This window comes from Mucilaginibacter kameinonensis, assembly GCF_003675385.1.
Classification (GTDB): Bacteria; Bacteroidota; Bacteroidia; order Sphingobacteriales; family Sphingobacteriaceae; genus Mucilaginibacter; species Mucilaginibacter kameinonensis.
On record NZ_RCWZ01000002.1, the window covers coordinates 74,221 to 89,103 of the forward strand.

The 14,883-nt window shown below is 40.4% G+C and carries 8 protein-coding genes; all 8 read left to right on the forward strand.

The annotated features are described in order from the left end of the window. The first annotated feature begins 109 nt into the window (after positions 1–109). On the forward strand, positions 110–3,913 hold the full coding sequence (rpoB, locus tag EAH55_RS07350; protein WP_112572655.1) for a DNA-directed RNA polymerase subunit beta: 3,804 nt from the start codon (positions 110–112) through the stop codon (positions 3,911–3,913). A gap of 109 nt (positions 3,914–4,022) precedes the next feature. Then, positions 4,023–8,312 (forward strand): DNA-directed RNA polymerase subunit beta', encoded by a 4,290-nt coding sequence (gene rpoC / locus EAH55_RS07355; RefSeq protein ID WP_112572653.1) that lies wholly within the window; start codon positions 4,023–4,025, stop codon positions 8,310–8,312. A gap of 224 nt (positions 8,313–8,536) precedes the next feature. Next, positions 8,537–8,848, forward strand: coding sequence for a DUF3467 domain-containing protein (locus tag EAH55_RS07360; protein WP_112572651.1), 312 nt, complete (start codon positions 8,537–8,539; stop codon positions 8,846–8,848). A gap of 158 nt (positions 8,849–9,006) precedes the next feature. Further along, entirely contained in the window at positions 9,007–9,822 is an 816-nt protein-coding gene (locus EAH55_RS07365) for a polysaccharide biosynthesis/export family protein (protein WP_121809099.1), read from the forward strand. A 9-nt stretch (positions 9,823–9,831) separates the two neighbouring features. Next, positions 9,832–12,219 carry a GumC family protein gene (locus EAH55_RS07370; RefSeq protein WP_121809100.1) on the forward strand — a complete coding sequence of 796 codons (2,388 nt, stop codon included), beginning with the start codon at positions 9,832–9,834 and terminating at the stop codon, positions 12,217–12,219. A 46-nt stretch (positions 12,220–12,265) separates the two neighbouring features. Beyond that, positions 12,266–13,231, forward strand: coding sequence for a glycosyltransferase family 2 protein (locus EAH55_RS07375; protein ID WP_208644815.1), 966 nt, complete (start codon positions 12,266–12,268; stop codon positions 13,229–13,231). Between the two features lie 18 nt (positions 13,232–13,249). Then, entirely contained in the window at positions 13,250–13,924 is a 675-nt protein-coding gene (locus EAH55_RS07380; protein WP_121809101.1) for an acylneuraminate cytidylyltransferase family protein, read from the forward strand. 48 nt (positions 13,925–13,972) lie between these two features. Further along, positions 13,973–14,881: a phosphoglycerate dehydrogenase gene (locus tag EAH55_RS07385; RefSeq protein ID WP_208644816.1), complete on the forward strand. Its 909-nt coding sequence runs from the start codon at positions 13,973–13,975 to the stop codon at positions 14,879–14,881. The last annotated feature ends 2 nt before the right edge of the window (positions 14,882–14,883 follow it).

The window sequence follows — 14,883 nt, forward strand, 5'->3', positions numbered from 1 at the left end:
TGCAGGTTTAACAGGAACACAGATCTTCAAAACATATTTTTTAGTCTCACATCTCACATCTCAGATCTCACATCTATCAAGTTTATTAATAAACTAAAATTTAAATACCTTGGCAAACAATAATAATCAAAGAGTAAACTTTGCAACCAGCAGAAAGGTACTTGATTACCCTGATTTTCTGGATGTTCAGTTACAATCTTTCCAGGAATTTTTTCAATTGGAAACCACTTCCGACAACCGTTACAAAGAAGGGCTGTTTAAAGTGTTTGCCGAAAACTTTCCTATTTCAGATTCAAGAAACATCTTTGTCCTGGAGTTTCTTGACTACTTTATTGATCCGCCACGTTATGATATACAAGAGTGTATCGAACGCGGATTAACTTACAGCGTACCATTAAAAGCCAAGCTTCGCCTGTCATGTAATGATGAGGAGCACGAAGACTTTGAAACAATTGTACAGGACGTATACCTGGGTACTATCCCATACATGACGCCAAAAGGTACATTTGTTATTAATGGTGCTGAGCGTGTAATTGTATCACAGTTACACCGTTCGCCAGGTGTGTTCTTTGGTCAGAGCCGCCATACCAACGGTACAAAATTATACTCTGCCCGTGTTATCCCTTTCAAAGGTTCATGGATTGAGTTTGCTACAGACGTTAACAACGTGATGTACGCTTATATTGACCGTAAAAAGAAATTCCCGGTTACTACGTTACTTCGTGCCATTGGTTATGACTCTGATAAAGATATATTAGAGTTGTTTGAACTGGCCGACGAGGTTAAAGTGAGCAAATCTGGCCTGAAAAAATATATCGGCCGTAAGCTTGCTGCAAGGGTACTTAAAACCTGGATCGAAGACTTTGTGGATGAAGATACCGGTGAGGTAGTTTCTATCCCTCGTAATGAGATCATCCTTGAGCGTGAAACCTTACTGGAAGACGACCATATTGATATGATCATTGACTCTGGTGTTAAAACCATCATCCTTAACAAGGAAGATGCTTCAACCAGCGGTGATTACACTATTATATACAATACCTTACAGAAAGATACTTCCAACTCTGAGAAGGAAGCGGTTGAGCACATCTACCGCCAGTTACGTAACGCTGAACCACCTGATGAAGAAACAGCACGTGGTATCATCGATCGTTTATTCTTCTCAGATAAAAGATATGACCTGGGTGATGTGGGCCGCTACCGCATCAACCGCAAGCTTAAATTAACTACCTCTGAAGATACCAAGGTGTTAACTAAGCAAGATATCATCGCGATTGTTAAATACTTGATCAAATTAATCAACTCAAAAGCCGAGGTGGATGATATTGATCACTTATCAAACCGTCGTGTACGTACCGTAGGTGAGCAGCTTTATGCTCAGTTTGGTGTAGGTTTAGCACGTATGGCCCGTACCATCCGTGAGCGTATGAACATTCGTGACAACGAGGTGTTCACACCAACCGATCTGATCAACGCGCGTACATTATCATCTGTGATCAACTCGTTCTTCGGAACAAACCAGTTATCACAGTTCATGGACCAAACCAATCCACTGGCAGAGATCACGCACAAGCGTCGTCTGTCAGCTTTAGGCCCCGGCGGTCTGTCACGTGAGCGTGCAGGTTTCGAGGTTCGTGACGTTCACTACACCCACTACGGTAGGTTGTGTACTATCGAAACTCCGGAAGGCCCGAACATTGGTTTGATCTCTTCACTTTGCGTACACGCCAAGATCAACAACTTAGGCTTTATCGAAACTCCGTATAAACGTGTGGTTGAAGGTAAAGTTATGGTCGACGAGCCGGTTATCTATTTATCTGCCGAAGATGAAGACGGGAAAACCATTGGCCAGGCAAACGCGGTTTATGATGACAAAGGTGAGTTTGAATTGCCACGTGTAAAAGCACGTTTCGAGGGTGACTTCCCGGTTATCGAGCCAGAGCGTCTGGACTTAATGGACATCGCTCCAAACCAGATCACTTCTATCGCGGCTTCGCTGATTCCGTTCCTGGAGCATGATGACGCTAACCGTGCATTGATGGGTTCAAACATGCAACGCCAGGCCGTACCATTGTTACGTCCGGAAGCGCCAATTGTGGGTACCGGTTTGGAAGGCCGTGTGGCAAAAGACTCTCGTACCCTGATCAACGCCGAAGGCGATGGTGTGGTTGAGTATGTTGATGCTAACGAGATCCGTATTAAATATGACCGTAATGAACTTGATCGTTTGATCTCGTTTGAAGGAGATAGCAAAAGCTACCGCTTAACCAAGTTTAAGAAAACCAACCAAAGCACCACCATGAACCTTAAGCCTATTGTTAAAAAAGGGCAGAGGGTTGAAAAAGGTGAAGTACTTTGCGAAGGTTATGCTACCCAAAATGGCGAGCTTGCATTAGGCCGTAACCTTAAAGTAGCGTTCATGCCTTGGCAGGGATATAACTTTGAGGATGCGATTGTAATTTCTGAGCGTGTTGTATCGCAGGATATATTTACTTCAATCCACGTTGAAGAGTTCGAACTTGAAGTTCGTGACACTAAACGCGGTGAGGAAGAGTTAACACCAGATATCCCTAACGTATCGGAAGAAGCTACTAAAGACCTTGACGAAGACGGTATCATCCGTGTTGGTGCCGAGGTTAAAGAAGGCGACATCCTGATTGGTAAGATCACTCCTAAAGGTGAATCTGATCCTTCACCGGAAGAAAAACTGTTACGTGCTATCTTCGGTGATAAAGCAGGCGACGTTAAAGATGCTTCATTAAAAACCCCACCGTCAATTGCCGGTGTTGTTATCGATACCAAATTATTCTCTCGTGCTAAGAAAACTTCAAAAGCTGAAGAAAAAGCACAGTTGGAGAAATTGGATACAAGGCATGAGAAAGCTGTAAAAGATCTGAAAAATACCTTGATCGACAAGTTGTTTGAGATCGTTAACGGTAAAACTTCGCAAGGCGTTTATAACGTTTACAAAGAGTTACAGGTTCCTAAAGGTGTTAAATTCACCCAGAAAATATTAGTTGAGCTTAATTACGATAATATTAACCCAACTAAATGGACTACTGATGACGATAAAAACGATCAGATCAAGATCCTTCTTCATAACTTCAACATTAAGTACAATGAAGAACTGGGTGCTTACCGTCGTGATAAATTCGCTATCAGCGTGGGTGATGAGCTTCCATCAGGTATCGTACAAATGGCTAAAGTTTACATAGCTAAAAAGCGTAAGCTTAAAGTAGGTGATAAAATGGCCGGTCGTCACGGTAACAAAGGTATTGTTGCACGTATTGTACGTGACGAAGATATGCCTTTCCTGGAAGACGGAACACCGGTTGATATCGTGTTGAACCCGCTGGGTGTACCTTCACGTATGAACTTGGGTCAGATCTACGAAACCGTATTAGGCTGGGCCGGTAAAGAGCTTGGTGTTAAATTTGCTACTCCTATCTTCGACGGTGCAAGCCACGAAGAAGTGGAAGAGTGGATCAAGAAAGCCAATTTGCCAGAATCAGGCCGTACTTACTTATATAATGGTTTAACAGGTGACCGTTTTGATCAGCAAACTACTGTAGGTATTATATACATGCTGAAATTAGGTCACATGGTTGATGATAAGATGCACGCCCGTTCAATCGGACCGTACTCATTGATCACTCAACAGCCATTGGGTGGTAAAGCACAATTCGGTGGTCAGCGTTTTGGTGAGATGGAGGTTTGGGCACTGGAAGCATTTGGTGCATCAAACATTCTGCAGGAGATATTAACCGTTAAATCTGATGATGTTATCGGCCGTGCCAAAACATATGAGGCTATTGTTAAAGGTGAAAACCTGCCAACGCCATCAGTTCCTGAATCATTCAACGTATTGGTTCATGAGTTACGCGGCTTAGGTTTGGATATCACATTAGAATAAGGTTAAAGCTTAAAGGCCAAAGGTGAAAGGTTAGGACAGGTTCCGAACCTTTTACCTTTCGCCTTTTACCTTTCGCCTAAAAATTACCTTTAAAAAATCAAAGTAGACTATGTCTTACAAAAAGGATAATAAAATCAAAAGTAACTTTACCACCATTACCATCAGTTTAGCCTCTCCTGAGTCTATTCTTGAGCGTTCAAGCGGTGAAGTTTTAAAGCCGGAAACCATTAACTACCGTACTTACAAACCTGAGCGTGATGGTTTGTTCTGCGAGCGTATTTTTGGTCCGGTTAAGGATTATGAGTGCCATTGCGGTAAATACAAACGTATCCGTTACAAAGGTATCGTGTGCGACCGTTGCGGTGTTGAAGTAACCGAAAAGAAAGTACGTCGTGAGCGTATGGGCCACATCAACCTGGTGGTGCCTGTTGCACACATCTGGTACTTCCGCTCATTACCAAACAAAATTGGTTATTTATTAGGCCTGCCTACAAAAAGGCTTGACCTTATCATATACTACGAGCGTTACGTAGTTATACAGCCAGGTATTAAAGAAGCAGACGGAATCAACAAAATGGATTTCCTTACTGAAGAAGAATACCTTGACGTATTAGATACTCTTCCAAAAGAAAACCAGTACCTTGACGACAAAGATCCTCAGAAATTTGTTGCCAAAATGGGTGCCGAGGCTTTGGAAGAATTATTAAAACGCCTTGACCTTGATGAATTATCATTCAGCCTGCGTCACCAGGCTGCTAACGAAACTTCTCAGCAACGTAAAAACGAAGCTTTAAAACGTTTACAGGTTGTTGAAGCTTTCCGTGATGCTAAAACCAGGATCGAGAATAACCCTGAGTGGATGATTGTTAAGATCGTTCCGGTTATCCCACCTGAATTGCGTCCGTTGGTACCATTGGAAGGTGGCCGTTTCGCTACTTCAGATTTGAATGACCTTTACCGTCGTGTAATTATCCGTAACAACCGTTTAAAACGCTTGATCGAGATTAAAGCACCAGAGGTGATTTTACGTAACGAAAAACGTATGTTACAGGAAGCTGTGGATTCGTTATTCGATAACTCACGTAAAGTTAACGCGGTAAAAACTGAAGGTAACCGTGCTTTGAAATCACTTTCGGATATCCTGAAAGGTAAACAAGGCCGTTTCCGTCAAAACTTATTAGGTAAACGTGTAGATTACTCTGCCCGTTCGGTAATTGTTGTAGGTCCTAACCTAAAATTACACGAGTGCGGTTTACCAAAAGATATGGCTGCCGAGTTGTTTAAACCATTTATCATCCGCAAAATGATTGAGCGTGGTGTGGTTAAAACAGTAAAATCTGCCAAAAAGATTGTTGATCGTAAAGACCCATTAGTTTGGGATATTTTGGAAAACGTATTGAAAGGACACCCTGTATTACTAAACCGTGCGCCTACGCTGCACAGGTTGGGTATCCAGTCGTTCCAGCCAAAACTGGTTGAAGGTAAAGCGATCCAATTGCACCCATTAACCTGTACAGCATTCAACGCGGATTTTGACGGTGACCAGATGGCCGTTCACGTACCACTTGGTAACGCGGCAATTTTGGAAGCCCAGATCCTAATGCTTGCTTCGCACAACATCCTTAACCCTGCCAACGGTACACCTATTACTGTACCATCTCAGGACATGGTGCTTGGTTTGTACTACATAACCAAAGGCCGTAAAACTGACGAAACACGCGTGGTTAAAGGACAAGGCTTAACTTTTTATTCTGCAGAGGAAGTAATTATCGCTTATAACGAGAAAAAACTTGATCTGCATGCGTTTATTAAGGTTAAAGCTTTGGTTAAAGAGCGCGATGGCAAAATCGTAAATAAAATTATTGATACTACTGTAGGCCGCGTGTTGTTTAACCAGCATGTACCTGTAGAAGTAGGTTATATCAATGAGCTGCTTACCAAAAAATCACTTCGTGATATCATTGGTGAAGTAGTAAAAATCACCGGTATGGCACGTGCCGCTCAGTTCCTTGATGATATTAAGGAGTTAGGCTTTAAAATGGCATTCCAGGGTGGTTTATCATTTAACCTGAAGGATATCAATATCCCTGCGGAAAAAGTAACCCTGATTGATACAGCTTCTAAGCAAGTTGATGAGGTAATGAACAACTATAACATGGGTTTCATTACCAACAACGAGCGTTACAACCAGATCATCGATATCTGGACACGTATCAACAACCGCTTAACTGCTAATGTAATGGACATCTTGAGCAACGATAACCAGGGCTTCAACTCTGTTTACATGATGCTTGACTCAGGTGCCCGTGGTTCTAAAGAGCAGATCCGTCAGCTTGCAGGTATGCGTGGTTTGATGGCGAAACCTCAGAAATCAGGTTCAGGTGGTGAGATTATCGAAAACCCGATCCTTTCAAACTTTAAAGAAGGTTTGTCGGTATTGGAGTACTTCATTTCAACCCACGGTGCTCGTAAAGGTTTGGCGGATACGGCGTTAAAAACAGCGGATGCTGGTTACTTAACACGTAGGTTGCATGACGTTGCCCAGGATATGATTGTTGGTGAGGTTGATTGCGGTACTTTAAGAGGTATCTACACAACTGCACTGAAAGATAACGAGGATATTGTTGAGCCATTATATGACCGTATTTTAGGTCGTACTACGCTTCATGATGTTCATGACCCTATCACTAACGAACTGTTAGCAGTAGCCGGTCAGGATATTACCGAAGAGGTTGCCAAAAAGATCGAGAATTCTCCGTTAGAGGGTATCGAGATCCGTTCGGTATTAACCTGCGAAAGCAAACGTGGCGTATGCGCATTGTGCTACGGCCGTAACCTTGCAAGTGGTAAACGTGTGCAAAAAGGCGAGGCTGTTGGTGTAATTGCAGCACAGTCAATCGGTGAGCCGGGTACACAGTTAACACTTCGTACATTCCACGTGGGTGGTACCGCGTCAAACATCGCGGCTGAATCTCAGATCAACGCTAAGTTTGATGGTATCATCGAGTTTGAGAACGTACGTACTGTAACTTATGAAACTGCTGAAGACGGCGCTGTTGATGTGGTATTAGGCCGTTCGGGCGAGTTCCGAATCATCGAAGCCGGAAGCAATAAAGTAATTGTTACCAACAATATTCCATACGGTTCATACCTGTATGTGAAAGATGGCAGCAAGATCACCAAAGGAGATCGTATCTGTTCATGGGATCCGTACAACGCGGTAATTATCTCTGAGTTTGCAGGTATTGCCCAGTTTGATGCTGTATTGGAAGGTATTACTTTCCGTGAAGAATCTGACGAGCAAACCGGTCACCGTGAAAAAGTGATCATCGATACAAGGGATAAAACTAAAAACCCTGCTATCCAGATCGCCGATAATAAAGGTAACATCATTAAAGGATATAACATTCCGGTAGGCGCCCACATCGCTGTTGATGAAGGCGACAGGCTGCAAACTGGTCAGGTTATTGCTAAAATTCCTCGTTCAACCGGTAAAACCCGAGATATTACAGGTGGTTTGCCACGTGTAACCGAGTTATTTGAGGCACGTAACCCTTCAAACCCAGCCGTAGTAACTGAAATTGACGGTGTGGTAACTTTAGGTGGTGTTAAACGTGGTAACCGCGAAATCACCATCGAATCAAAAGACGGCCAGGTTAAAAAATACCTTGTACCACTTTCAAAACACATCCTTGTACAGGATAATGACTTTGTTAAAGCCGGTATGCCATTGTCAGATGGTTCAATTTCACCATCGGATATTCTTGCTATTAAAGGCCCTGCCGCTGTACAGGAATACCTTGTTAACGGTATCCAGGAAGTTTATCGCTTACAGGGTGTGAAAATTAACGATAAACACTTTGAGGTTATCGTTCACCAGATGATGCAGAAAGTATCTATCGAAGATGCGGGCGATACCCGTTTCTTAGAGCGTGAAGCTGTTGACGGATGGGATTTCATGACCGAGAATGATGAAATTTACGACAAGAAAGTTGTTACTGATCCGGGTGATTCAACTACGTTGAAATCTGGCCAGATAGTTTCATTACGTCGTTTACGCGATGAAAACTCGGTATTGAAACGCCGCGACCTTAAACTGGTTGAAGTGCGTGACGCTATCCCTGCAACATCAAGCCCGATACTGCAAGGTATCACCAGGGCGTCGTTAGGCACCAAGTCGTTTATCTCGGCAGCATCGTTCCAGGAAACTACCAAAGTACTGAACGAAGCAGCTATCGCAGGTAAAAAAGACAACATGCTTGGCCTGAAAGAAAACGTTATCGTAGGTCACTTAATACCTTCAGGTACTGGTTTACGCGAATACGAAAATATCCGTGTAGGTTCACAGGAAGAGTTTGACCGCCTGATGGCTTCAAAAGCAGAAGAGTTGGAAGCTTAATTGCCAGCTGCTTAAATAATTTATTAAGCCTCCCGGTTATCCGGGAGGCTTTTTTTATGACTTTTTTAAAATAGTTAAAACAAAAGCGAAATACTTCTGTTCTACGTTCGACACTTTGAAAGCATAATATAGGATAGAATATATTCTTAAAAGCTATATTTGCCGCAGCATTTACCACGCAAAAAGACGGATAACGAAGAACGTCTTTTTGCTAATTTAGTAGCATGGAAGAACAAAATGAAAACCAGCTCAATATTGAGCTATCAGAAGAAATTGCAGAAGGTGTTTATTCAAACCTTGCTATTATCACTCACTCAACCTCTGAGTTTGTATTAGACTTTATCAGGGTTATGCCGGGCGTACCAAAAGCCAGGGTAAAATCGCGGATCATCCTGACTCCCGAACATGCCAAACGCCTTTTATCGGCATTGCAAGATAATATCGAAAAATATGAATCTATTAACGGTCGTATCAAAGTACAGCCCGATCATCCCGGTTTTCCGATGAATTTTGGTGGCACAATGGGACAGGCATAATTTTCAATATTATATTAAAACGGACTTTTGATTAATAAAAAGTTATGCTAATGGCGGTTTTATGAAAAAATTAATAAAAGTGTGTTGCATTTGAGAAAAAAGTGTATATATTGCAACGTTTTTAACTTATACCTATAAAAACATGAGATCTTAATTTTATGAGAAAAGCTTCTTTAATAAACTCATCACTATTTTTGTTCATTTTGTTCGTTTTTCCGAGTTTGTTTTCTTGCAACGCTACCAAAAAAGTTAAATATTTTCAGGATATTCCTGACTCTGGGCAAGTAAAACATATTGAATCTGCGGTTTATGCGGCCCCGCAAATCAAAATAGATGATATCCTTACAATAGTTATTCAAACTATCGACCCAACTGCGACAGCTTCTTTAAATTTAGGTAATATAAATTCAACAAGTGCGGGTATACCTTTGGGAAGTACTATCAACCCTGCACAGGCAGTGACCGCGGGTTATCTTGTGGATAAAGAAGGAAATGTAGATATCGCGACCTTGGGTAAGATAAAAGTAGCAGGGCTTACAACATTTGAGGCAAAAAACGCCATTCTGCAAATTGCCGACAAGTACTTTAAGAATTCGTCAGTTTCCGTACGGTTTGCCAATTTTAAGATAAGTGTTACAGGAGAGGTTAATCGTCCGTCTACTTATATCATACCCAATGAAAAGGTGTCAATTCTAGATGCTTTGTCTTTAGCCGGGGATATGACCATTTTTGGTAAAAGAGATAACGTTTTGCTTATTAGAGAAAATGAAGATGGGTCACGTATAACTGTCAGAATGAATTTGAAAAAGAGTAATATAATGTCTTCCCCATATTTTTATTTAAGGCAAAATGATGTTGTGTATGTGGAACCAAGTTCGTCAAAAGCCGCGGCCACAGATGCTTCACAGGCCAGATATTATACTTTGGTTGGGTCTTTATTGTCAGTGCTAATCGTATTATTTACAAGAAAATAATCCTTACTTATGAGAACTCCTGATCAGGAATTTGATCTTGCTTTTGAAGGTGAAGAAAGCTTTAATATAAAAAAATTTGTTAGCGGCGTTTTAAGTAACTGGTACTTCTATCTTTTGAGTATACTTGCTTGTATAGCTTTATCTATCGGGTATGCCAGATATAGTACTCCAAGTTACAAAGTAAATAGTAAGATCACAATTGACGACGGAACATCCGGCGGGCTTTTGGGAGGGAAATCCAGCAGCAGTTCATTGATGGATTTTTCTGATCTTCTTGATATGTCAAGTAATGCTTATAACGAAATAGACATACTTAAGTCAACTTCGTTAATGACAAGTGTTGTTAAGGATCTTAACTTAAATGTAATAGTTTATCGAAAGGGAAGGATAAATGCGATAGAACTATTTGATGAGTCGCCGTTTAGTGTTAAAATTACACCGAAAGTTGACTCAATTGAGGCGAGAAATTATGACATTGCAATAGTTGGTAATAAGATTCATATTAAGAATAGTAAAGATGATATAGATACGACGGTTAACTTCAACACAAATGTTAGTTTTCCGCAGTATAATTTAACATTTACCCGGAATCTTAATAAACATATTGAAGTTTTAGGCTATAAGTTGAGTATTCACTCGGTTGATGATGAAGTACAGATATTGAGTAAAACGTTTGATGTTGAATTAACTGATAAAAAAAGTACAACCTTGGCTTTGACGTTCCAATACTCAAATGCCAAAAAGGGTGAGGCAATTTTGGATAAACTCATGAACTTGTATTTGCAGGGAAACCATGAAAATAAAATTCAGATAGCGGATAGTACATTAACTTTTATAGATAACCGGATTTCTGTAGTTAGCCAGGAGTTAACAGGTGTTGAGTCTAAATTTGAAAAATTTAAACAGCAAAATCAACTTGCGGATGTTGACGCGCAAGGTAAGGCTTTGGTATCAAATGTTTCTGACTATTACAATAAACTTAACGAGCAGGAAATTCAGCTATCAATTGCCAATGAGGTTGAAAAGTATCTGGATAACCCTTCAAATAAGAAGATTATACCGAGTACGTTAGCTATTCAAGATCCAGTATTCGCAGCTGGTATTCAAAAGTATAATGAGTTACTGTTAAACCGGGATAATTTAATGCTTTCTTATAAGGAAGATAACCCAGTTATTCAAAATGTTGATGTTGAAATACAGAACGTAAGATCGACATTGGTGAAAACTTTCCAAACGTATAAAGCTAATCTGGTGACGCTTATTAATCAATTGAAGCAAAGAAATTCGTCTTTGAATTCGATGGTGAGGTTGATACCAAAGCAGGAACGTATCTATCTTGATTTTTCCCGTCAGCAAGATTTGAAGCAGCAATTATATTTGTATCTACTGCAGAAGAAAGAGGAAACAGCTATAGCTAAAACCTCAACCCTATCCACAGCGCGTATAATTGATCCTGCCAAAAGTGATTACAAACCTTTTAAACCTAATAAACCAATAATCTATATTTTTGGATTTTTTATCGGGTTTTTGATACCACTGGGATTTTTCTATACTAAGGAGAGGCTGAATATCAAAATAATTAACAAGGATGATATTTTGTCAAATACCAGGGTTACGGTAATTGGTGAGATTGGAAATAACTCAGATGGTAATTCCTTAGTAGTGAATAATAATTCACGGTCTATTATTTCCGAGCAATTTAGAGCCCTTCGAACAAACCTTCAGTTTGTTTTAAAACCCAGCAGATGTAATGTTATTATGGCTACATCAAGTATGAGTGGTGAGGGTAAATCTTTTATATGTAGTAACCTGGGAAGCGTGCTGGCCTTAGGTGGAAAGCGGGTTATATTATTAGAGTTAGACCTTCGGAAGCCTAAACTATCTCTTAATCTTGGTTTGTCGAGTGATAATGGCTTTACCAATTATGTAGTGTCTGACGATCTATCTCCGGAAGACATCATCAAGCCGACATTTTTTTCGGAGAATTGTTTTGTTATTTCATCCGGGCCTATTCCGCCTAACCCTTCTGAGCTTTTGATGAATGATAAGTTGGGTACATTATTAGATTACCTGAAGCAAAAATTCGATTATATTATAATTGATAGTGCACCAATTGGACTGGTATCTGACTCACAGTTGATTGAAAAGTATGTTGACGTTAGCTTGTATATAACCAGGCAGGAGTATACTTACAAAACACAATTAAATATAATTAACGATTTAGTTAAAGAAGGTAAGTTCCGGAATGCTTACTTGGTTATTAACGATATAAAAACTAAAAAAGGTGGCTACTACGGTTATGGCTATGGTTATGGCTACGGCTATGGTTATGGCTACGGTTATGGTGAAGTACCTGCAAAACAGACTTTTTGGGGAAGGTTATTTAAGGGAAAGTAAACTTAGGTTTTCTTTTACCTAAAACCTGGCATTTAATCTGAATCAGATGTCGACAATTGAATGTAGTCTAATTATTCGTTCATACAACGAAGAAAAACATATTGGGAAATTACTTGAAGGTGTTAAGAGGCAGACTATTTTTAACAATATCGAAGTAATTGTGGTGGATTCAGGCTCAACTGACGGAACAGTAGCCATAGCCAGAGAAGCAGGGGCAAGGATCGTAAATATTAGCCCAGAGGATTTCTCGTTTGGACGAGCGCTGAATATCGGGTGTGAGAACGCCAGAGGTAAATATTTACTTTTTGCCAGCGCTCACGTTTATCCTTTATATACAGATTGGATTGAAAAGATGCTGAGGCCGTTTTATAAGGATAAAGTGGCTTTAGTTTACGGCCGACAGGTTGGGAATGAAATAACCCGTTATTCGGAGGAGCAGCTATTTAAAAAATGGTTTCCGGGGGCATCCAACTATGATCAGAAGATACCATTTTGTAACAATGCAAACGCGGTTGTCAGAAAGGATCTTTGGGAGGAACAGCCTTATGATGAAGAACTTACTGGTTTGGAGGATTTGGATTGGGCAACCAAGATCATGCAAAAGGGCTACTCGATAGCTTATGAATCGACAGCTACTATAGTGCATGTGCACGAGGAAACACCGTCGAGAATAAAAAACAGGTACCGGCGTGAAGCAATCGCGTTGAAAAACATTTATCCTGACGAAAAATTTAATTTTTTGAGCTTTTGCAAACTGTCAATAGGCAACATTTGGTCTGATTCTGTCCATGCGTTGCATGACGGTAGATTTTTGAAGGAGTTTAGGTTCATAGTCATATTTCGCACGTTGCAATTTTGGGGAACATACAAAGGATACCGGCAAAAGTCTAAGCCTGATGAAACCCTCAGGATGCGTTTTTACTATCCCAACGAAGTAAAAAACAAGCTGTTTAAAAAGAAAGCTGAACTATCAGCTACCGAATTGGGTGAAAGAATAGTATACAATTCATAACAATAATATATATAATATATGTCATACAAATTAACCGCAATTATACCAATGCGTCATTCCAGCGAGCGTGTTCCTGGAAAAAATTATCGTGATTTTGCCGGAAAGCCGCTTTTTCATTATGTAGTTGAAGCGATGTTGAATTGCCCATTAGTTGACAAAGTAGTTATTGATACGGATAGCCCAATTATAATAGAACAGAGTGCAAAGGCTTTCCCAGACGTTCTTGTTTTAGAAAGGCCTGAGCATTTAAGAGATGGCAGTATCCCAATGAACGACGTTTTGTTGAATACCATTAACCAAGTGCCTTCACAGTTTTATTTACAAACGCATAGCACAAATCCCATATTATCAACGCAAACCATTACAGCGGGGATAGAGAAATTTTTTCATTTATATCCTATGTATGATTCATTGTTTTCGGTAACGCGGAAACAGGTAAGGTATTGGGATCCATTAGCAAGGCCTATTAACCACAACCCCAATATTTTGTTGCGTACCCAGGATTTGCCTCCTATTTACGAGGAAAATTCATGTATGTATCTGTTTACAAAGGAAATTTTGGAACGGAAGCATAATCGTATTGGTGACAGACCATATTTGTTTGAAATGCCAGAAGTTGAATCGCAGGATATAGACGTAGAACTGAATTTCATCATGGCCGAACTGCTATACAAAAACCTACACAAAATATAACTCCCGTTTTAAAGATATAATATGAAAGTTTTAATAACATGCCCTCCAATGCTAAGGGCAATAGATCAGTTAAGGTATCTTTTTGATGATAAAGGAATTGAGCTGATTACGCCAAATGTTGTTCAGGTATTAACTGAAGACGAACTGATTGAAATTGTACCTACTATTGATGCATGGATCATAGGCGATGACCCTGCAACCGAGCGCGTGTTTACCGCAGGGAAAGCGGGCAAATTGGTGGCTGCCGTAAAATGGGGGGTAGGTGTTGATAATGTTGATTTTAAGGCGTGCGAAAAATTGGGGATTCCTATTTCAAATACTCCACGAATGTTCGGTAATGAAGTAGCTGATATGGCTCTTGCTTACTTTACAGGTTTGGCGCGGGATAGTTATCGTGTTGATAGAGAAGTTCGTAAAGGTAACTGGATTAAACCAGCCGGGATGTCTCTTGAGGGCAAAACTGTAGCACTGGTTGGGATTGGTGATATTGGATTGGCCACTGCGCGCCGCTTAAAGGCATTTGATGTTAAAATCAATGCTTATGATCCGTTTAGTAAACTAACTTCGGAAGAAGCCGGTGTAGATGAAATACTTGCTTTCCCGGAGAAATTGGAAGAAGCCGATTTTGTTGTGCTTACATGTGCTTTAACGCCTTCAAACTATCATCTTGTTAATTCTGATACAATAGGTTTAATGAAAGATGGTGTAATTATAATTAACGTTTCACGTGGTCCGCTGATTGACGAAACAGCATTGGTGGCAGCGCTTAACAGTGGTAAGGTTAAATCGGCCGGGTTAGACGTTTTTGAAGTTGAGCCGCTTCCTTCAGATAGCCCGCTTAGGCAATTTGAACAGTGCATCTTTGGAACCCACAATGGTTCAAACACAAAAGAAGCTGTTATAAGGGCGAGTTTAAAAGCAGTGGATATCTTATTTGGATATTTAAAACTTAAGTAATC

Coding starts and splice junctions, on each gene's coding strand:
- rpoC (WP_112572653.1), top strand. CDS start 4,023: ATGTCTTACAAAAAGGATAATAAAATCAAAAGTAACTTTACCACCATT.
- EAH55_RS07360 (WP_112572651.1), top strand. CDS start 8,537: ATGGAAGAACAAAATGAAAACCAGCTCAATATTGAGCTATCAGAAGAA.
- EAH55_RS07365 (WP_121809099.1), top strand. CDS start 9,007: ATGAGAAAAGCTTCTTTAATAAACTCATCACTATTTTTGTTCATTTTG.
- EAH55_RS07370 (WP_121809100.1), top strand. CDS start 9,832: ATGAGAACTCCTGATCAGGAATTTGATCTTGCTTTTGAAGGTGAAGAA.
- EAH55_RS07375 (WP_208644815.1), top strand. CDS start 12,266: ATGTCGACAATTGAATGTAGTCTAATTATTCGTTCATACAACGAAGAA.
- EAH55_RS07380 (WP_121809101.1), top strand. CDS start 13,250: ATGTCATACAAATTAACCGCAATTATACCAATGCGTCATTCCAGCGAG.
- EAH55_RS07385 (WP_208644816.1), top strand. CDS start 13,973: ATGCTAAGGGCAATAGATCAGTTAAGGTATCTTTTTGATGATAAAGGA.